The 19,162-nt window shown below is 57.9% G+C and carries 18 protein-coding genes; 7 read left to right on the forward strand and 11 right to left on the reverse strand.

Annotation, left to right across the window (positions count from 1 at the left end; translation table 11 throughout):
- The first annotated feature begins 63 nt into the window (after positions 1–63).
- Positions 64–390 carry an ArsR/SmtB family transcription factor gene (locus tag HRR99_RS10920; protein WP_111837785.1) on the forward strand — a complete coding sequence of 109 codons (327 nt, stop codon included), beginning with the start codon at positions 64–66 and terminating at the stop codon, positions 388–390.
- Between the two features lie 108 nt (positions 391–498).
- Here the strand turns inward: HRR99_RS10920 and HRR99_RS10925 are convergent, their stop codons facing one another.
- Complete coding sequence (locus tag HRR99_RS10925; RefSeq protein ID WP_233121685.1) at positions 499–1,668, reverse strand: DUF3095 domain-containing protein; 1,170 nt, start codon at positions 1,666–1,668, stop codon at positions 499–501.
- A 276-nt stretch (positions 1,669–1,944) separates the two neighbouring features.
- Between HRR99_RS10925 and HRR99_RS10930 the strand changes: the two genes are divergently transcribed.
- The 3 genes from HRR99_RS10930 (at position 1,945) to HRR99_RS10940 (ending at position 5,943) form a co-directional block, all read left to right on the forward strand.
- Entirely contained in the window at positions 1,945–3,051 is a 1,107-nt protein-coding gene (locus HRR99_RS10930) for a branched-chain amino acid ABC transporter substrate-binding protein (protein WP_111837783.1), read from the forward strand.
- 133 nt (positions 3,052–3,184) lie between these two features.
- Positions 3,185–4,894, forward strand: coding sequence for an adenine deaminase (gene ade, locus HRR99_RS10935; RefSeq protein WP_233121686.1), 1,710 nt, complete (start codon positions 3,185–3,187; stop codon positions 4,892–4,894).
- A 140-nt stretch (positions 4,895–5,034) separates the two neighbouring features.
- Positions 5,035–5,943, forward strand: a complete 909-nt coding sequence (locus HRR99_RS10940; RefSeq protein WP_233121687.1) for an HD-GYP domain-containing protein — start codon at positions 5,035–5,037, stop codon at positions 5,941–5,943.
- 4 nt (positions 5,944–5,947) lie between these two features.
- On the opposite strand, the gene bglA is transcribed toward HRR99_RS10940, so the two are convergent.
- Positions 5,948–7,615, reverse strand: a complete 1,668-nt coding sequence (bglA, locus tag HRR99_RS10945) for a beta-galactosidase BglA (RefSeq protein WP_233121688.1) — start codon at positions 7,613–7,615, stop codon at positions 5,948–5,950.
- 164 nt (positions 7,616–7,779) lie between these two features.
- On the opposite strand from bglA, the gene HRR99_RS10950 reads away from it, so the two are divergent.
- Entirely contained in the window at positions 7,780–8,697 is a 918-nt protein-coding gene (locus HRR99_RS10950; RefSeq protein WP_233121689.1) for a sugar kinase, read from the forward strand.
- A gap of 79 nt (positions 8,698–8,776) precedes the next feature.
- The gene (locus HRR99_RS10955; RefSeq protein ID WP_233121690.1) at positions 8,777–9,826 is read left to right on the forward strand and encodes a bifunctional monoglucosyl/glucuronosyl diacylglycerol synthase; all 1,050 of its coding nucleotides are present in this window, start codon (positions 8,777–8,779) and stop codon (positions 9,824–9,826) included.
- Positions 9,827–10,012: 186 nt separating this feature from the next.
- On the opposite strand, the gene HRR99_RS10960 is transcribed toward HRR99_RS10955, so the two are convergent.
- The 5 genes from HRR99_RS10960 to HRR99_RS10980 form a co-directional block, all read right to left on the reverse strand.
- Positions 10,013–10,621, reverse strand: a complete 609-nt coding sequence (locus HRR99_RS10960; protein ID WP_233121691.1) for a DUF2026 family protein — start codon at positions 10,619–10,621, stop codon at positions 10,013–10,015.
- A gap of 68 nt (positions 10,622–10,689) precedes the next feature.
- Positions 10,690–11,154: an NUDIX hydrolase gene (locus HRR99_RS10965; RefSeq protein WP_233121692.1), complete on the reverse strand. Its 465-nt coding sequence runs from the start codon at positions 11,152–11,154 to the stop codon at positions 10,690–10,692.
- A 23-nt stretch (positions 11,155–11,177) separates the two neighbouring features.
- The gene (der, locus tag HRR99_RS10970; RefSeq protein WP_233121693.1) at positions 11,178–12,617 is read right to left on the reverse strand and encodes a ribosome biogenesis GTPase Der; all 1,440 of its coding nucleotides are present in this window, start codon (positions 12,615–12,617) and stop codon (positions 11,178–11,180) included.
- A gap of 35 nt (positions 12,618–12,652) precedes the next feature.
- Complete coding sequence (locus HRR99_RS10975) at positions 12,653–13,324, reverse strand: tetratricopeptide repeat protein (protein WP_111837774.1); 672 nt, start codon at positions 13,322–13,324, stop codon at positions 12,653–12,655.
- A 154-nt stretch (positions 13,325–13,478) separates the two neighbouring features.
- Positions 13,479–14,063, reverse strand: coding sequence for an NnrU family protein (locus HRR99_RS10980; protein WP_233121694.1), 585 nt, complete (start codon positions 14,061–14,063; stop codon positions 13,479–13,481).
- 134 nt (positions 14,064–14,197) lie between these two features.
- On the opposite strand from HRR99_RS10980, the gene HRR99_RS10985 reads away from it, so the two are divergent.
- Positions 14,198–15,181, forward strand: a complete 984-nt coding sequence (locus HRR99_RS10985; protein ID WP_233121695.1) for a polysaccharide deacetylase family protein — start codon at positions 14,198–14,200, stop codon at positions 15,179–15,181.
- 53 nt (positions 15,182–15,234) lie between these two features.
- Here the strand turns inward: HRR99_RS10985 and sbmA are convergent, their stop codons facing one another.
- The 4 genes from sbmA to HRR99_RS11005 all read right to left on the reverse strand — a co-directional run bounded on the left by sbmA (position 15,235) and on the right by HRR99_RS11005 (position 19,095).
- Complete coding sequence (gene sbmA, locus HRR99_RS10990; protein WP_233121696.1) at positions 15,235–16,506, reverse strand: peptide antibiotic transporter SbmA; 1,272 nt, start codon at positions 16,504–16,506, stop codon at positions 15,235–15,237.
- A gap of 186 nt (positions 16,507–16,692) precedes the next feature.
- A complete protein-coding gene (map, locus tag HRR99_RS10995; RefSeq protein ID WP_233121697.1) occupies positions 16,693–17,445 on the reverse strand; it encodes a type I methionyl aminopeptidase in 753 nt (250 codons plus the stop codon).
- A 19-nt stretch (positions 17,446–17,464) separates the two neighbouring features.
- Positions 17,465–18,520 carry an LLM class flavin-dependent oxidoreductase gene (locus HRR99_RS11000; protein ID WP_233121698.1) on the reverse strand — a complete coding sequence of 352 codons (1,056 nt, stop codon included), beginning with the start codon at positions 18,518–18,520 and terminating at the stop codon, positions 17,465–17,467.
- Between the two features lie 107 nt (positions 18,521–18,627).
- Entirely contained in the window at positions 18,628–19,095 is a 468-nt protein-coding gene (locus HRR99_RS11005) for an SRPBCC family protein (protein WP_233121699.1), read from the reverse strand.
- Positions 19,096–19,162: the final 67 nt, after the last annotated feature.

Genomic DNA, 19,162 nt, shown 5'->3' on the forward strand with positions numbered 1-19,162 from the left:
TATAACATTTCGTTTTGCCAATGATGTGGTCCGGGGCGGGCTTCACTCAGGAGAAGTGAGAATATGAATACAGAATCGCTTTCAGAACAGTCCACTGCAGCCGCAGGCCTTCTTTCCGCTATGGCAAACCCAAAGCGGCTGATGATCCTTTGCAGCCTCGTCGAAGGCGAAGTGCCGGTCGGCGTACTTGCGACACAGGTCGGACTTAGCCAGTCCGCGCTCTCCCAGCACCTGTCAAAGCTGCGCGCACAGCGTCTGGTGAAGACACGCCGCGACGCACAGACCATCTACTATTCCAGCACATCGGAATCGGTGAAGAAAATTCTGGCAACGCTTGAAAGCATCTACTGTTCAACAGAAGCCGCCAGCGCGGAAAAGACTGCCGCTTGATGATAGCGCGAACATCGGCTGTGGGTCGGCTTCATTAAAGCTGGCTGCGCGGATGCAAAGCATTGAGCGCCACGGGTCCGTGAGGATGCGTGGCGTTTTTCGTTTCTGCTAAGCAACAGGCTGCATCTGGGCTTTCAGATTGGTCGCAGCTTTTGCATATCCACCATCACCACCATCGACGAAATGCATGTGGTCGCGGGACAACGGTGATGGCACGATACAGGTCATGAGTGCCGTGTCCTGCTCATGCAGCCCGTAAAAGCAGATGCCCTCGCGTGATGCACCTTCCAGCCGAGCCTTGATCTTTTTCAAGGTGTCGGGGTCGACATCCACCGTCATTTTCAGTCCATCATCGAACTTTCGGAAATCCGTGTTGCTGGCGACCGAGCGTTTATATTGGACTGGATCGAACCGACCAACCGTCTTCTTGAATGAGTAAAGCACGGCGATCAGGACGGTCTGGAACAGCACCCATGCGCCCTTGCGAATTTGCGAGAGACTGTCGCGATAGCCAGACAGCGCCTTGGCTTCCAGCACCAGCCCTTCCCTGATGAAACCCAACGGCGGCCCCTCCACCGGCACCGGGTGACCACCACGCCCGTCTTCGTTTGCCAAAGCCACGATCTCGGCGACGATACCCCGGAACGCCAGTGGATCAGTGTTGGGGCCCGGTAGCGCAATGATCGAAACGACTTTGCCGCGCGCAGCTTCAATCGGGTTCCAGCGACAGGACAGCCCCGTGAGGTCAGGTCTCGAACCGCTTTCCGCAGCGCTGATGAGATAGTGCCCGCTTTTCATCTGCTCGTCCGCCCAGTGATTTCCACCCCCGGAAAACATGGCGTAGGACACGTCGTCACTGGCCTGAAAGCGCGCCACGCGAACATCGAGCCCGTTTTCGCGAATGGCCGACACGGGAACTATTGCGGCTCTCAGCGTCAGTCGGATGTCGTCTGCGACCCACGCCTGCACCTTGGACAACGCCTCGCGTGCCGCATCGATCTGTGACGGGGCAATAGCCACCGCCGCGCCATCACCGCCAAAGATGAAGGGCAGATCATGTCGTTGCAACGCATTCAGCAGGCCGGAAATCACGCCAGCGCCCGCCATGTTCACTGCCTTGTAGCGACCGCTGTCGATGGCACCGGTCGAGTCGATGATGTCAGCGAGCGCAAGTGCCCAGCCATCCGGCAAGGCGCGGTACAGCGTCGGGTCGGCCACATCTTCGAAATGCAGAAAGACCGGCAGATTTTTCAGGAACTCTTCGTCGGACGGTGTCATGGCATTACTATCTCCCCGTCAGCGTTGAAAAGCCAGAGACCATGGCCCACAGACAGGGCATCTGGTCTGCACTCACAGAGGATTTACGCTCCCCGTTCTGAAATAGATCAAACATGGCTTGCGAAATCGCCTCTGACGGGTAAGACCACAACAGGGTGTCGGAAATCAAACATGAAACGGCACCGTTTTGTCGGGGACAGGGATGATCTGCGCTGCGCAAGCGCTCCTGCCACGGTGATATCCAGGGGACACGACCCAATCCAAGGAGAGACTATCATGAAATTCAAGATTCTATCCGGCCTGACGCTTGCCGCTTCCGTCGCTTTCGCACCTCTGGCGCATGCCGAGATCGTCATCGGCCTCATCGCGCCGCTGACTGGTCCCGTCGCTGCCTATGGCGATCAGGTGAAGAAGGGCGCGCAGACCGCCGTCGACGTCATCAACAAGAATGGCGGCATTTTGGGCGAGCAAGTCACTCTCAAGCTGGCCGATGACGGCGGCGAGCCGAAGCAGGGTGTATCTGCCGCAAACCAGCTGGTTGCCGAGGGCATTCGCTTCGTCGTTGGCCCTGTCACGTCGGGCGTTGCCATTCCGGCATCCGACGTGTTTGCCGAAAACGGCATCCTGATGGTGACGCCGACGGCAACCGCACCCGACCTGACGAACCGCGATCTGTGGAACGTGCTGCGCACCTGCGGTCGTGATGACCAGCAGGCCGAAGTTGCGGCCAAGCTTGTGCTGACACAGCTAAAAGATCGCCGCATCGCCATCATTCATGACAAGGGCGCTTACGGCAAGGGCCTGGCCGATTCCTTCAAGAAGACGATCAATGGCGGCGGCGTGACTGAAGTGTTCTACGACGCGCTGACACCGGGCGAAAAGGATCTGAGCGCGCTTACCACGCGTCTGAAGTCCGAGAATGTCGATGTCGTCTACTTCGGCGGTTACCACCCTGAAGCCGGTCTCCTGGTTCGCCAGTTGAAGGATGCCGGTGCCAAGGCAACCGTCATCGGTGGTGATGGTCTGTCCAACTCCGAATTCTGGAGCATCGGGGGCAATGCGTCCGCTGGCACCATTTTCACCAACGCTGCTGACGCAACCAAGAGCGCCGATTCCAAGGCCGCAGCCGAAGCATTGAAGGCCGCCAACATTCCCGCAGAAGCCTTCACGCTGAACGCTTATGCAGCCGTGGAAGTGCTCAAAGCCGGTATCGAAAAGGCTGGCAGCGCAGAAGACGCGGAAGCCGTCGCCAAGGTTCTCAAGGCTGGTGAACCCGTTGCAACGGCCATCGGCAAGCTGACCTACGGCGAAACAGGCGACCTGTCGTCGCAGGCATTCTCGCTCTACAAGTGGGAAAACGGCAAGATCGTTTCCGCAGAGTAATCGATCCTGATAGGCAAATTGAAACCGGGTGCGGATGACGCGCCCGGTTTTGTTTTATGGTAAAGCAAGCTGGACAAGCCCTTGGCGCATCTGGCTTAATCTCCACCAACCAAGAATTGACATGAGGTGACACGTGGCATCGGCACTTGAACGCAGGATCGATCAGGGTACAGCGCGCGAGAAGGCGGATATCGTTCTGAAAGGCGGTCGCTTTTTCGACCTCGTCACGGGCGAGCTCGTGGCCTCAGACATAGCAATCTGTGGCGACACCATCATCGGCACCTGTGAGAGCTACGCGGGCGTGGAAGAAATCGACATCACCGGCAAGATCGTCGTGCCCGGTTTTATCGATACGCATCTGCACATCGAATCCTCGCTGGTCACGCCGCATGAATTCGACCGCTGCGTGCTGCCTTACGGTGTTACGACGGCCATCTGCGATCCGCATGAAATCGCCAATGTTCTCGGGTCCGAAGGCATCCAGTTCTTCCTCGATTCCTCGCTGGAAACCATCATGGACATTCGCGTCCAGCTGTCATCCTGCGTGCCCGCCACACATCTGGAGACATCCGGCGCCGATCTGCCAATCGAAAAGCTGCTGCCGTTTCGCGACCATCCCAAGGTCATCGGGCTTGCCGAGTTCATGAACTTCCCCGGCGTGATCCACAAAGACCCTGTCAGCATGGCAAAGCTGGAAGCCTTTCAGGGTCAGCACATCGATGGTCATGCGCCGCTTTTATCCGGCACTGCGCTCAACGGTTACCTGTCGGCAGGCATCAGGACCGAGCATGAATGCACGACCGCCACCGAAGCGCTCGAGAAAATTCGCAAGGGTATGCACATACTGGTGCGCGAAGGGTCCGTGTCCAAGGACCTGCATGCTCTGATGCCCATCATCACGGAGCGGTTGTCACCCTATCTGGCGCTCTGCACCGATGACCGCAATCCGCTCGATATCGCCGAGCAGGGCCACCTCGATTACATGATCCGCACCGCCATCCGCAGCGGCGTGGAGCCGCTGGCGATCTACCGCGCGGCCTCTATTTCCGCCGCGAAAGCGTTCGGACTGAGAGACCGTGGCCTCATCGCACCCGGCTGGCGCGCCGACCTCGTTGTTATCGACACGTTGCAGGACTGCAAGGCCAGCATGGTTTTCTCGGCAGGGCGCAAGGTGACCGACGAACTCTTCGCCACGCGAAAGCCTGTCGCTGCCGTTGGCCTCGACAGCGTCAAGGCCCGGCCCGTTCAGGCCTCGCATTTCGGCGTTCCCGCAACCGAAGGCGAGACGCCTGTCATCGGAGTCGTGCCGGGCAAGATCATCACCGAGCATCGCCGCTACACGCTGCCGACGGATGGAAACCAGACGACTGTCGATCTCGACAACGACATCATCAAGGTCGCCGTCATCGAGCGCCACGGCAAGAACGGCAATCACGCCAATGGCTTCGTGCAAGGCTTCGGCCTGAAGAAGGGTGCCATCGCCTCGACGGTCGGGCATGACAGCCACAACATCTGCGTCGTCGGGGTCAGCGAAGACGACATGGCGCAGGCGGCAAATCGCCTTGGCGACATCAAGGGCGGCTTCGTCGTAGTCGAGGACGGCAAGGTCACCGGCGAGATTGCCCTGCCCGTGGCGGGCCTGATGAGCCTTGAGCCTTACGAGACCGTGCGTGACACGCTGCACGACTTGCGCAAGGCAGCGTACGCGCTGGGCACTACGCTGGAAGAGCCCTTCCTACAGGTGGCGTTCCTGCCCCTACCCGTCATTCCGCATCTGAAGATTTCGGACATGGGAATGGTCGATGTCGATCGCTTTGCGCTGATCACATCTTCATCCGGCTAAAGAAATAGGCCTTAATATAAAGATGTACTCATATTAAATTAAGATAGTTACGTTAAATAACCTGTTGTGGGATTGGAGTATCGCTGCCGGAGCATTCTGTGGTTGTAACGAGGATAGACAAGTCGCAATTGAAGATTGGCATGTTCATCGAAGCTGTCGAAGGCGCATGGCAGGACAGCCCGACATTGGGGCGGCGTTTTACTGTCAGATCAGGCAGTGACATCGATCTGATTTTAAACAGCAACGTCAGCGCGGTCTTCATCAATACTGCCTTGGGCCGCGATATCACGTCTGCTTCACACGGTTCCGGCGCGCGCAACATCACCACCGCGACCAAACAGGACAAGTTCGAGACGGCACTGAAGATCAAGGATCAGGCAGCGCAAGCGCGCTCGCTGATCGGCGACGTCTGTCAGGGTCGCACCATCTCGCCTGAGGCCTTCACGCCCCTGGTCAACGACGTGGCGAAAACGATGGAGGAAAATCCATCGCTTTACATCGGCATGTCACGCCTGCGCTTCCGCGACAGCGCCACCTTCGTCCATTCGCTGGCGGTGGCAGCGTTGATGCTGCACTTCGCAAGGTCAATGCAGATGGACGAGGAAACCGTGCAGCAGCTTTGCATGGCCGGCATTCTGCACGACATCGGCAAGCTCACGATATCCTTACAGGTCCTGCAAAAGCAGGGGCCCTTGAACGCGGCAGAGCGTGCGCTGATGGAGCAGCACCCCGAACGCGGCTATCAACTTCTGTCGAACACGCCCGGCATGTCACCGCTCGTGCTCGAAATCTGTCGCTCCCATCACGAGCGTCTGGATGGCAAAGGCTATCCAGACCGGCTTGCCGCCGAAAAGATCAGCACGGAAGTGCGCATCTCCACCATATGCGATGTCTTCGACGCGCTGACCTCCGCGCGACCCTATAAGAAAGGCTGGTCATCCCAGCAGGCGCTAAGCTGGATGATGTGCCGTGAAGAGCAGTTCGACAAGGCGCTGCTCTGGCAGTTCATTCTCAGCCTCGACCCCGAGATGACCAAGGGCATCTTGTAACCGCTCAACCGATCCTGCCGCAGAACACATCCAGCGCATCAAGCTTCACCGTACCGGCATCGAACAGAGGCTCGAAGCTCGGCATGCTCAGCACTTCAGTGACCGTCAAATTCTTAGGGATCAGAAACTCGACCGGCTCCCGGGTCAGATTGAACACGAAGAGCAGTGTCTCCCTGCCCTTATGGCGGGTGAAGGCAAGAAGGTCCTGTTGAGTGCCGAGAAACACCATGTCGCCATCCCGCAGCGAGGCGTGGCTTTGCCGGAAGGCCAGTACGGCCTTGTAATGGTTGAGCACGGAGTCCGGTTTGCGCTCCTGCCCGTCCGCCGCCAGCATGGCATGTGCGTAGGGCACCGGCAGCCAGGGCTTGTCGGCGGTCGTGAATGCTGCATTGGGTTTGCCCGTTTCCCAGACCATCGGCGTGCGGCAGCCGTCACGGCCCTTGAATGCTGGCCAGAATCGTATGCCGTAGGGGTCGCGCAAATCTTCGAAGGCAAGTTCGGCTTCCGTCAGCGCCAGTTCCTCGCCTTGATAGAGGCAGATCGACCCGCGCAGCGTGGCAAGAATGCTGAAAGCAAGCTTTGCCACGCGCATATGGTCTTCCGCACCCTCAGAAAAGCGGCTGAGGTGGCGCACCACGTCATGGTTGGAAAATGCCCAGCAGACCCAGCCATCTGTCACAGCTTTCTGGAAGCCACTGACGGCACCGCGAATATGGCTGGCAGAGAAATCACCGCCCAGAAGGTCGAAGGTGTAGCACATGTTGAGCTTGTCACCGTCAGCCGTATAGGAGGCGACCGTCTTGAGAGAGCGGGCACCGTCCCCCACTTCGCCCACCGTCATGCGGCCTTGATACTCGTCCAGAAGCGAGCGGAACCGCTTGAGAAACGCGATGTTCTCGACCTGCGTCTTATCGTGGATATGGCTCTGCATGCCGTAGGGATTGACGTCAGGCGCATCTAGGCCCGCATCGTCGCTATCGGGCTCATGCGGCGGGTTATCGCGCAGCAGCTTGTCGTGGAAATAGTAGTTGACGGTATCGAGACGGAAACCGTCCACGCCGCGCTCCAGCCAGAAACGAACCGTTTCCAGCAAAGCATCCTGCACCTCGACATTGTGGAAGTTGAGGTCCGGCTGGGAGGCCAGGAAGTTATGCATGTAATATTGCTTGCGCACGCCGTCCCATTCCCACGCGGGACCGCCAAAGACCGACAGCCAGTTTGTGGGCGCCGTGCCATCCGGCTTGGGGTCGGCCCACACGTACCAGTCCGCCTTCGAATTCGTGCGGCTTGCCCGGCTGTCCTTGAACCAAGGGTGCTGGTCTGATGTGTGGGAGATCACCTGATCGATGATGATCTTCAGACCCAGCCTGTGGGCCTCGGCAATCAGCGCGTCGAAATCCGAGAGCGTACCGAACATCGGATCAACATTGCAGTAATCGGAAACGTCATAGCCCATATCGGCCATGGGCGAGGTGAAGAACGGCGAAAGCCAGATACCATCGACGCCGAGCGATGCGATATATGGCAGGCGCTGGGTCACACCGGCAAGGTCACCGAAACCATCGCCTGTCGTATCCTGAAACGAGCGTGGATAGACCTGATAGATCACCGCTCCCCTCCACCAGTCTCCGTCTTGCGTGGCAATGTTGGCGGAGGTGTTCAGGTCCGGCATGGGCAATCTCCAGTGAATCTCCCCGAAGCATATAAAGCCCGCCTCCATTCGTAAACGGCAATCATGCTGCATTTGCGAAGACAGGCCACTCATATGATGACTTGCCCTTGCCAGCTTGCGGCAGGCATCGTAATGCGAAACGTCAATGTATGGGAGGCAATTGCATGGGCGGACGGTTTCTTTCTATCGGCGAATGCATGGTGGAGCTTTCGCAGGCGGGCGATGGACTGCTGCGCAAGGGCTTTGCCGGAGATACGCTCAATACCGCCTGGTATGCCCGTGCCTGCCTGCCCGCAGACTGGACGGTGGATTACTTCACCGCACTGGGCGACGATCCACTTTCCCAGGAAATGCTCGACTTCATCCAAGCAGCGGGCATCGAAACCGCCAACGTTTCGCGCATCAAAGGCGGCACGCCGGGGCTTTACCTCATCAACCTCAAGGATGGCGAGCGCACCTTCAGCTACTGGCGCAGCACGGCTGCGGCACGCCAGCTTGCCACCGATGCCGATCATCTCCGAGGCACGATCGAGGCGGCAGACCTCATCTATTTCTCCGGCATCACGCTGGCCATTCTCGCGACACCCAACGCCGTCGATACGTTTCTTGCAGAAATGCGCCGCGCCAAGGCCGCGGGCAGACGCGTGGTGTTCGATCCCAACATCCGGCCTCGCCTCTGGTCCGACCGGCAAACCATGCTGGATACCATTACCCATGGCGCCCGTGCAGCGACCTTGGTCATGCCAAGTTTCGATGACGAAGCGGGCAATTTCGGCGATACCAATGTCGAGGCGACCATTGCCCGCTACCGCGCGCTTGGCGTGCGCGACATCGTCGTCAAAGACGGCGCAAGGGGCGCGACGCTCGATTTCGATGGTGAACGCTCCCACGCAACCGCTGTGCAATCAGCCTCGGTTGTCGATACGACCAGCGCCGGTGACAGTTTCAACGGCGCATTCCTGTCGAAACTGGTGGCGGGCGCTGCCCCTCAAGACGCCGCAGCCTTTGCCGCAAAAGCAGCCGCCACCGTCATCGGCCACCACGGCGCGCTGATCGACCCGGCCTTGCTGCCGAAGGGCTGACATCAAGCTGTAACATGCCTGCCGCATACACGCTAAAGTCCGGCCCAGCTCCGGGATTCGCTAGTGCGGGGGTCAATGCATGACCAGAATTACCATCGTCACCGATGCCTGGCATCCACAGGTCAACGGCGTCGTGCGCTCCATCGAAAACACTAATGCCGAACTGGAGCGCATGGGCGTAGAGGTCTGCATGGTGACGCCGCAGAGCTTTCATTCCGTTCCCTGCCCCACCTACCCCGAAATCCGCCTTTCCGTTGCCAGCTATCGCCGTGTTTCCAAGGAAATCGAGAAAAGCCAGCCGTCCTATGTGCATATCGCCACCGAAGGGCCGTTGGGCTTCATGGCACGCCGCTGGTGCATCAAGCACGGCATGCGCTTTTCGACTAGCTACCACACGCGCTTTCCCGAATATGTCGCGGCCCGCTTTCCTATCCCTGAAAGCTGGCTTTATGGCTTCGTGCGCTGGTTCCACAATGGCGGCAGCGCCTGCATGGTGGCGACGCCCAGCCTTGAGACGGAACTGAACGCCCGTGGCGTCAGAAATCTCAAACGCTGGAGCCGCGGCATCGACGCCGCGCAGTTTTTCCCGCGCGAGAAAGTCGCCCGCCCCTTCGACCTGCCACGCCCCATCTACATGACGGTTGGTCGGGTCTCGGTGGAAAAGAACCTGCCGGAATTTCTCGACCTAGATCTACCCGGCTCGAAAGTCGTCGTGGGCGATGGCCCGGCGCGCGCCGACCTTCAGAACAAATACCCCGATGTGCTTTTTACAGGCGTGAAAACCGGCAGGAAATTGGCCGAAGCCTATGCCCAGGCCGATGTCTTCGTGTTTCCTTCCAAGACGGATACCTTCGGCAACACCATTCTGGAAGCGCTGGCCAGCGGCGTGCCCGTCGCAGCTTTTCCGGTGACCGGCCCCATCGACATTCTGGGCGGTCACACTAAGGCGGGAGCGCTGAGCGAAGACCTGCGCACGGCCTGCCTTGCCGCGTTGGAATGCTCCCCGGACGCAGCACTTGCGCTCTCCCGCTCCTATTCCTGGGAAACGGCATCCCGGCAATTCCTGAACAACGTCACCTCGGCTGCCAGCAGCGGCGTGCCGGAATTCTACGCAACATCGCCGGCGTAAGGCCGCAAGCACGGTGAAATCTGGACGCGCCGCGCATTTTTAGCCGCAAGCGTCTGGACGAACTCCGCTTGTCCTGTCACAAGGCGTGCGGGATGCGACTGCCGCTATCTATAGAGCGGGGTCGGGCTGCTGATTGACGTCAGGCGGCTGCCGCGAGTTTACGCTGGCCGTCCTTTTCAAAATCCATCACCATGCGCCAGTCAGCGGATTTCCCACAAGCGGAATTGTCCGGCTTTTACCGTTGCTATCGCTGACAGAAATGGATGGCTGCATCTGCTTGGGCGATTTGCGAAACCATCCCGCTGCGATGGATGCGAGATCGCCGACCATGCCGTGCTTGCGCCAGTCGGCAAAACGGCGGGCGGTCGCTTCCGGCTCGGACTTGTAGAAGAAGTCACCGGACTGGCTGAGATCGTTGATGGACGGTGCCATAGATGACAGTGGCGTTTGAAACATTTTCGCCGGTATGGAGAGCCCCGCCGCCGCCTGCGTAAACGCCGGGGCCATGAAATCGATCGCCCAGCCATCCGCCTCCAGCCAGCAGTGAAAATTCTCGCCTGCACCGGTCACATGACCATCGTCGCGATGATCAGCGAACAGCAGGTTTGTGCCACCGAGATTATAAGCCGCCAACCCACCCTTCGGCTTGGCCTTCACCTTGTAATGATGCTCCAAAATGAACGCTCCAAAGGTGCTGAAAAACATCGAAGCGGTTGCTGGATCGGCATTTTCGTTGATCAGCAGGCTGTTGATGACGCGGTAGATGCGATGATAATCGGTCTGCTTGATCAGCATGATAAGTCCTCAAGAAATATTATCGATGCCTGCAACAGCGCTATGCCCGCGGCTCCGAGCCGTACGGGCTACGGTGTTTGAATGCGGAGATGGTTCGATGGACTGCGTTGAACGAACTCGGCTTCGACGTGCCGGAGCACTTTGCGTTGACCCGCGAAAGGCACCATTGTCAACGCCTCGGTGAAGGACACCCAACGGAACTCGCTGTGCTCTTCATTGATCGTGACGTCCGCACCAGCGTCGACAAATCCCACGAAAACCGGAAGCATGCTGATGGCATTGCGGTCTGCCTCGTAGAACTGCTCGCAAATATCAGCAGAATACAGCTGTTGGCAGACCAGTCCCGTCTCTTCCTTCACTTCTCGCAGCGCTGTCTGCCATGCGGTTTCCCCGTCTTCGATACCGCCCGCAATCTGGCACCACTCACCGACCAACGTATGGTTCCGGCGCAGCAACAACACCTGATGGCCGTTGGAAACTTCGCGGATTATGACAACCGATACCGCGAAACAACGGATTGGAATGTCAGCCATGAATTTCACTCCGTCGATGAAGCTTACCGCCTCTTCTTCGCCTTGCTCTCGAACGGATTATCCGAACCCCGATAATGCACGCGGATCGGCACGCCGGGCATGTCGAAATCCTTGCGCAGATTGTTGACGAGATAGCGTGTGTAGGATTCCGGGATCGATTCCGGGCGTGTGCAGGAAATCATGAATGCGGGCGGGCGAGCCTTGACCTGCGTCATGTATTTGAGACGCAGGCGGCGACCGGAGACCGCCGGTGGTGGATGCTGGGTGACCTGAGCATCCAGCCATTTGTTGAGCTTGGCGGTGGAAATGCGGCGGTTCCAGATTTTGTCGGTGTCGATGATGTTCTGCATCAACCGGTCGAGGCCGTAGCCGGAATGGCCGGACATGGGCACGGCGCGGATGCCGCGCGCCTGCGGCAGGAGACGCTCGGTCTTTTCACGCAGGTCGGCCAGGAATGCTTGGGGATCTTCGACCAGATCCCACTTGTTGAAGGCTAGCACGGCAGCGCGGCCCTCACGTAGCACCAGATCGACCAGCTGCAAATCCTGCTTTTCGAAGGGGATTGTCGAATCGAAGACGATGACAACGGTTTCGGCAAAGCGGATGGAGCGGAGAGAATCCGCGACCGAAAGCTTTTCCAGCTTCTCTGTGACGCGCGCCTTGCGGCGCATGCCCGCCGTATCGAACATCTTGATGGTGCGGCCACGCCAGTCCCATTCGACGGAGATGCTGTCGCGGGTAATGCCTGCTTCCGGGCCGGTCAGAAGGCGCTCTTCACCAAGATACCGGTTGATCAGCGTCGATTTTCCCGCATTCGGGCGGCCGATGATGGCCACGCGCAGCGGCTTGGTCTCGTCGTAAACAGGCTCTTCTTCTTCCTCGTCTTCCTCGCCATCAAGATCACCGTGGCGCAGGACGACATCGGTTTCGGCCTCGTCAAAATCATCCTCCGGCGGAAACGCCACGTACTCGCCGATGGCGGCAACGATGGCATCGCGAAGGTCGATCATGCCCTGACCGTGTTCTGCGGAGATCGGGCATGGCTCGCCAAGGCCGAGCGTATAGGCATCGTAGAAACCACCGTCGGAGCCGCGCGCTTCCGACTTGTTGGCCACCAGCACCACCGGCTTGCCACGACGGCGCAGCATTTCGCCCAGAGTTTCATCGGCAGGCGTCAGGCCGAATTTGGCATCGACCACGAACAGGGTCAGATCGGCCTCTTCGATCGCCTCTTCCGTCTGTGCCCACATGCGACCTTGCAGCGTGTCAGGCGCGGATTGCTCCAGACCGGCGGTATCGATGATCGTAAAACGAAGGTCGATGAGTTTCGCATCGCCCGGACGGCGGTCACGGGTAACGCCCGGTGTGTCATCGACAAGCGCCAGCTTTTTGCCAACCAGACGGTTGAACAGCGTGGACTTGCCAACATTGGGACGCCCGACTATGGCGACGGTGAAACTCATGGGGAAACCCTAACTTGAATAACTGAGGCGCGAATTTACGCTGCCTTGCCGGATGCGGCAATATTGTCGAGCATGATCTGCGCGCGGCTGGTGACATTACGCGGCGCCTGAACATCTGCGGTGATCTGCTCGAACCACTGCTTTGCCTTGGCGAAATCGCCCGCCTTGTAAGCGGAAAGACCCAGCGCTTCCCGTGCGGAGTTGCGCATGGCCTGCCCCTCGCCCGTCAGCACTTCCGCCTGCGCCGAAACCTGCTCATAAGTGCCGGTGTCAACCAAGAGCCATGCAGCGCGAACCTTGGCAGTATCGCGGAAGACCTGCGGAGCACTGTTGTCGTTACCGATGGCGGTGAAGGCAGCGATGGCGCCAGCAGCATCACCCTTTTGGGCCAGAAGCGTGGCGGACCGGAACTTGGCGAGAACCGGATAGGATCCGTGGCCTGCCGTTTCCAGATCGGAAAAGGCCTTCATCGCTTCGTCGTTCTTGCCTTCCTGCGCCAGCTTCAGCGCGGTGGCAAACTGGTCGCCGGAGGCCGATGCGCGGCTGGTGTTCCAATATTCATAGATACCGGCACCCACAGAGCCCAGAACGATCAGTACCGCGGCACCAACGACGACGATGCCGTAGCGTCCCCAGAAATTGTTGAACTGCTCCGAACGAATCTGCTCGTTTACTTCGCGGATGAAGGTGTCATTCTCGTTCGCCATCGAATTCTCCGTTACCCGCACCGGAACAGTTGCCGTTCATTCGGTCTGCGGACATGCCAACGCCCTTTGTCGCGACCAGCAAAAAGGCCAGCCACGATCATTGGTCGGCCTTCTAGCCTATTTTCCCCTATATGTAAGGGGAAAAGTCAATTTCTTACATCGCGATAGGCTGCACACCAATCAACCATTCGTGCAGCTTCCAGATGAAAGCCGCCCACAACACGATGCCGAGCACCACAGCGGCAATATCGTAACGCGCCGAAACGAACGCGCGGCTGACCACTTCACCGGCGCGCGCGCGACGCTTCAAGAGGACGCGCATGACCACGCCCCACGCCAGAAACGATGCAAACAGGATCACGGACGAGGTCTCGCCATTGGCCAGAAGATGCGACGTCGCCCATATCTTGACCGCAAGGATCAGCGGATGCTTGGTTTTGGCAACGATATGACCAGCAGGCAGGCAGCCTGCGGCCAGACAGATCATCGCAAACAGCATCAACGTCAGCGCGATATGGCTCATCCAGACCGGCGGATAATACAGCATGCCCGTAACCTGCCGCGCCTGATCGAATGAATAGGCAACCAGCAGAATGGCGAGTATGCTGACCAGCGAGTAGACGATTTTCCAAGGAGTTGCGCCCAGGCGGGCAATCATACCATCACGCCAAGCGGGCGCGATGAATCGCAACGAATGCGTAACAAAGAAAAACACGAGACAGAGAATCAGCAGCAGCATGTAGCGCTCCCCAGCGGTGCGAAAAAGACATGCTAGGGAAGTATGGCGAAAACCGCAAAATTGCCAGACAAATCAAAGCTTCGCCTTATTACCGCGTCAAAAGGCCTCTGCCTTCCCATAGAATGTGGTCAATCATGTTTCGTACCTTTGCTGTTTTAAGTCTTTCATTGTCCGTTGCCCTGCCTGCCCTCGCGCAAACAGACGAGAAGCCGAAGCAACTCGTCCTGGTGTCTTTCGATGGCGCGGGCGATAACGCGTTGTGGACACGCAGCCGCGAGACCGCAAAAGAAGTCGGCGCGCATTTCACCTATTTCCTCGCCTGCACGCTGGTCATGGACCGCAAGACCAGCGCTAAAAGCTATCAGGGACCGGGGCAGAAAACCGGGCGATCAAACGTCGGCTTCGGGCAGTCCATCGACGAAGTCGAAACCCGCCTTGGCAACATCTGGGCAGCGAAACAGGAAGGCCACGAAATCGCCAACCACACCTGCGGCCATTTCGACGGTGGCAACTGGACGACAGACGAATGGGACGCCGAGTTCACATCCTTTACCAGCACGCTGGAAAATGCCTGGCAGATGATCGGCAAAAAGGGCGAGGAGCCGCAAGGCTGGCGCGATTTCGTAAAAGGTATCAACGGCTTTCGTGCACCCTATCTGTCCCAGAGCGACGCCTTGACCACCGCGCAGAAGAAGCACGGTTTCGTCTATGATGCGACGAGCATCACCAAGGGTCCGGCATGGCCGGTGAAGAAGGACGGCATCGAACATTTCGGTCTGCCGCTCATTCCTGAGGGGCCGAACGACCGCCAGATCATCGCCATGGACTACAATCTCTTCGTGCGCCACTCCATGGCCATCGAAAATCGCGAGAAATCAGCGGAGTTCGAAGAGCGCGCCTACCACGCCTTCCGCGCCGCCTTCGACAAACAATATGACGGCGAACGCGTCCCCCTCCAGCTCGGCTTCCACTTCGTCAAAATGAACGGCGGCGCGTACTGGAATGCGTTCGAGCGGTTGCTGCGCGAAGTCTGCAAGAAGGAAGACGTTGCCTGCGTAAGCTATGCCGAGGCGATGCCGATGATCGAGGCGCGGCGCGGGGCGAAGTCGGAGGGGTGAAACTCTCGCGGATGGAAACGAAAAAGGGTGGCACATGGCCACCCTTTTTTGTGTCAGGTCGGCTTGTTCGCCGCCAACTCACCGTCTTCCGCCTCACGCTTCAGATAGCGCTGATCGATTTCCGGCAGCGGCTTGTCGTCAATAGCGGCCTCGAAGGCCTTTAGGCGTTTATGGATGGATAGAAGCTCGATGATCGTTGTCCACGAATTGACCAGATACTGGAAAGAGTTACTGACCTGACCAAACGCCGTGGATATCTGCTGGAATATACCATAGGTAATTTTGCCCGCGACAATGGTGGGAACCAGCATGAGTAGCAAAAATACCGCATCAGCCTGCAAGTAGAAATAGCGCGCAACGTTGAAGTATAGATAGTGCCAGTACATCCGGAAATAGTTCTTTCGGACATTGCCGAAAAGCTCTTTTACGGTCACCGGGTCCGCTCGCTCAGCATGGTCTTCGCCGTAAACAAGCTCTTTACGGTAAGCAGCTTCAACACGTTGATTTCGGAAATTCAATCCGGGCAATCTAATTCCGGCAGTAGCCAACAGTATGGTGCCAAACGCTGACCATAGAATCGCGAGCCAGAACAGAGCATGTGGTATTTCGCCGATAATTGGCAACTCAGAGACGTAGCTCGATAGCGAGAACAGAATTGGCAGGAAAACGACGAGCGTCATAACAGAATTTATAAGCGTAATTCCGAGGCCTTCGACGGTCGCCGAGAACCGCATCGTATCTTCCTGAACGCGCTGCGACGCACCTTCGATGTGACGTAGCTTCTCCCATTTTGACATGTAGAAGTTGTTCATAGCTGTCCGCCAACGGAAGACATAATGGCTTGTGAAAAAGTCGGTCATGATTGAAACAACCATGCTGAAAAATACCAGCTTGGCGAAACCAATTTGCAGACTGTAGAAATCCCAAGCCGTTATGCCTGGCTGTTTGGCAAGCGCATTCTGAAGCAAATCACCAAAAGGCCGTCGAAAATTATTAATGACGACGCTGACTTGGACCCCGAAGTACGTAACGGCGATAATCAGAAGGGAACCCCAAATCGACCAGTATTTCCATGGGTGGTCTTTGGCGGCTACCGTCCAGAATGCACCAAATATGCCAAGGCATGCCGTCAGATACGCGTAGAAATACAGATTGGCAGGTACGATGAAATAGGTGAGATCGAAGGGTTCTTGCTCAGGCATCACATATCCAAGCGAGGCACCGACAGCCTGAAATACAAGATACCAACCGAAAATAGCGACAAACGCCCAAATCACTGCGGAGGTGAAAAACAGTTTGGGTTTTGGGAAGAAGGAATGGAACACGTTTTGAACTCTCGCGAGTTTTGAGGTCGGCCATTATTGGCGAAGCAGTTTTGTGGGAAACTAGGCCAGAAATCGGTCAGCAGCAATGCGGCAAACGCTAACTTACGAAGATGTAAGATAAATCGACGGTTCGGCAATCATACATTACCAAACCATTACTTACGGCAAGCCTGCAAGCGTCGAAAATTACTCGGCAAGCGTGAGGATCAGCGGGCCGTTCTTGGTCGCCACAACCGTGTGTTCGAACTGAACCGTTGGTGCGCTCGGGTCGCTGAACAGCGTCCACGGATCGTCATCACCATCCTCGGCCCAATAGGCACCCATGGACAGGAAGGGCTCGACCGTGAACACCATGCCTTCTGTCATGATCCGGGTTTCATCCTTGTCTGGCCATGTCGCAAGTTCGGTCGGCTCCTCGTGAAGGGAGCGACCGATGCCGTGGCTGGCAAGGTTGGTGATCAGCGTGTAGCGGTTTTTCTTGGCGAAGGCCCCGATAGCATTGCCGATGTCGGCCAGCGGGCGACCGGATTTGATCTGTTGCAGGCCGGTCCACATGGCGCGCTTGCCATCGCGGCACAGGCGCTCGATTTCCTTTTTGACGGGCGGCACGGCAAAGGACGAGCCGGTATCACCGAAGAAACCATCCTTCACCGCCGACACGTCGATATTGACGAGATCACCCGCCTTGATAACGCGGGGACCCGGGATACCGTGGGCCACCTCTTCATTGACGCTGATGCAGGTGGCGCCGGGAAACTGATAGCAGAACTCCGGGGCAGACACCGCGTCGTTGTCGTCGAGAACCTTGCGGCCAATGGCGTCCAGCTCCAGCGTGGTGATACCCGGTTCCAGCCGATCAGCCATGCTCTGCATCGCCAATGCGCAGATGCGACCAATGTCTTTCAGCTTGACCAGTTCTTCTTCGGTGGAGATGACCATTGTTGTTCCGTCGTGTTTTTCAGGCCACGCCTTTCGCCCTATCGGCACGTCCAGTCAATTCTTTTCTGACGATTGGGGCGACTTTGGTGCCGTACAGCTCGATACCGCGCATGATCTGATCATGCGGCATCAGGCCAATGGCCATCTGCAACAGGAAGCGGTCATTCTTGAAAACACCGTGTGCCCTGATGATCTTTTCCGCCACCAGCTCCGGCTCGCCCAGAAACAGATTGCCTTCCGGCCCACGCGCCACGTCGTACTGCGCACGGTTGGTCGGCCCCCATCCGCGTTCGCGACCGATGCGGTTCATCACCTCGGCCTGCGGACCGTAGAATTGATCGGCAGCTTTGTCGGTGGTGTCGGCGATGAAACCGTGGACGTTGATGCTGGTTTTCTGCTTTGCCGCATCCTGACCCGCCCGGCGTGCGGCCTCGCGGTAGAGATCGAACAGCGGCGCATATCGCCGGTATTCGCCACCAATAATGGCCAGTGCAACCGGCAGACCCATGGCACCGGCGCGCGCCACCGATTGCGGTGTGCCGCCGACGGCAATCCACACCGGCAGACGCTCCTGAAACGGACGCGGATAGACCCCGCGCCCGTTGATGGGCGGGTGCGTGTTGCCGGACCACGTGACGATCTCCTGCTCACGGAGCGCCAGAAGCAGATCGAGCTTCTCGCTGAACAGCTCGTCGTAATCCTCGAGATTATAGCCGAACAGCGGATAGGATTCGATGAAGGACCCGCGACCGGCCATGACCTCAGCGCGTCCGTTGGAGAGAAGATCGACCGTTGCAAATTGCTGGAACACGCGGATCGGATCATCGGAACTGAGCACGGAGACGGCGCTCGTCAGCCGGATATTTTTGGTTTTCACGGCAGCAGCGGCCAGCACTGTCGAGGGCGACGAAATCGCATAATCGGGGCGGTGGTGCTCGCCAAGACCGAACACATCCAGCCCGACCTGATCGGCGAGCTCTATTTCCTCCAGCAGGTCACGAAGCCTTCGCGCGCCCTCTGGGCCCTTCGGTGCGTTGGGATCGACGTCCGCGAATGTGTAAAGCCCCAGTTCCATGCCTATGTCCTTCCGTATCTCTTTTCAGAGATAGGCATGGATGCCGTTGGAGGCAAACCCAAAATATAGGAGAAAACCTTCGATGGATTAGATGGACCGCTGCAATATCAATGACGCTGAAGCAGCGCCTCCATCTGCTCGGCTGCCGCGTTCCAGCCTTCCTCGAAACCCATATCCTCATGGGTCTTCTTGTCTTCCGCCGTCCAGTGCAAGGCGCGCGCGATATATTTCGTCGCACCATTGCCAGCGTCTTCGAAGGTCACATAGCCGGTCATGAAAGGGCGATCACCCGGCACCCAGCCCTCGCGAAACGCATCGGTAAAAATGAGGCGCTGGTTGGGAACAACGTCAAGAAACACCCCGAGATTTTCATAGACCTCGCCGGTCGGCGCATGCATCGTGGTGTTGAAGGCCCCGCCAGGTCGCATATCGATCACGGCCCGCGATGTCTGATACGGCAAAGGCGCCCACCACTGGATCAACATTTCAGGGTCCGCCCAGGCCTGAAACACCTTTTCCGGCGGTGCATTGATGATTCGGCTCAGTGACAATTCATGCTCTGCGATCTTCTGCATCCGCTGTCCCTCCCCTAAGACAGCGAATACCATATCGCATTTTAGCAATAACTATAACTCACCATTT

This window comes from Agrobacterium vaccinii, from assembly GCF_021310995.1.
Lineage (GTDB): Bacteria > Pseudomonadota > Alphaproteobacteria > Rhizobiales > Rhizobiaceae > Agrobacterium > Agrobacterium vaccinii.

Bases quoted from the DNA above. Each gene is read 5' to 3' on its own strand.
- HRR99_RS10920 (WP_111837785.1), top strand. From the start codon at position 64: ATGAATACAGAATCGCTTTCAGAACAGTCCACTGCAGCCGCAGGCCTT.
- HRR99_RS10925 (WP_233121685.1), bottom strand. From the start codon at position 1,668: ATGACACCGTCCGACGAAGAGTTCCTGAAAAATCTGCCGGTCTTTCTG.
- HRR99_RS10930 (WP_111837783.1), top strand. From the start codon at position 1,945: ATGAAATTCAAGATTCTATCCGGCCTGACGCTTGCCGCTTCCGTCGCT.
- HRR99_RS10940 (WP_233121687.1), top strand. From the start codon at position 5,035: ATGTTCATCGAAGCTGTCGAAGGCGCATGGCAGGACAGCCCGACATTG.
- bglA (WP_233121688.1), bottom strand. From the start codon at position 7,615: ATGCCGGACCTGAACACCTCCGCCAACATTGCCACGCAAGACGGAGAC.
- HRR99_RS10950 (WP_233121689.1), top strand. From the start codon at position 7,780: ATGGGCGGACGGTTTCTTTCTATCGGCGAATGCATGGTGGAGCTTTCG.
- HRR99_RS10955 (WP_233121690.1), top strand. From the start codon at position 8,777: ATGACCAGAATTACCATCGTCACCGATGCCTGGCATCCACAGGTCAAC.
- HRR99_RS10960 (WP_233121691.1), bottom strand. From the start codon at position 10,621: ATGCTGATCAAGCAGACCGATTATCATCGCATCTACCGCGTCATCAAC.
- HRR99_RS10965 (WP_233121692.1), bottom strand. From the start codon at position 11,154: ATGGCTGACATTCCAATCCGTTGTTTCGCGGTATCGGTTGTCATAATC.
- der (WP_233121693.1), bottom strand. From the start codon at position 12,617: ATGAGTTTCACCGTCGCCATAGTCGGGCGTCCCAATGTTGGCAAGTCC.
- HRR99_RS10975 (WP_111837774.1), bottom strand. From the start codon at position 13,324: ATGGCGAACGAGAATGACACCTTCATCCGCGAAGTAAACGAGCAGATT.
- HRR99_RS10980 (WP_233121694.1), bottom strand. From the start codon at position 14,063: ATGCTGCTGCTGATTCTCTGTCTCGTGTTTTTCTTTGTTACGCATTCG.
- HRR99_RS10985 (WP_233121695.1), top strand. From the start codon at position 14,198: ATGTTTCGTACCTTTGCTGTTTTAAGTCTTTCATTGTCCGTTGCCCTG.
- map (WP_233121697.1), bottom strand. From the start codon at position 17,445: ATGGTCATCTCCACCGAAGAAGAACTGGTCAAGCTGAAAGACATTGGT.
- HRR99_RS11000 (WP_233121698.1), bottom strand. From the start codon at position 18,520: ATGGAACTGGGGCTTTACACATTCGCGGACGTCGATCCCAACGCACCG.
- HRR99_RS11005 (WP_233121699.1), bottom strand. From the start codon at position 19,095: ATGCAGAAGATCGCAGAGCATGAATTGTCACTGAGCCGAATCATCAAT.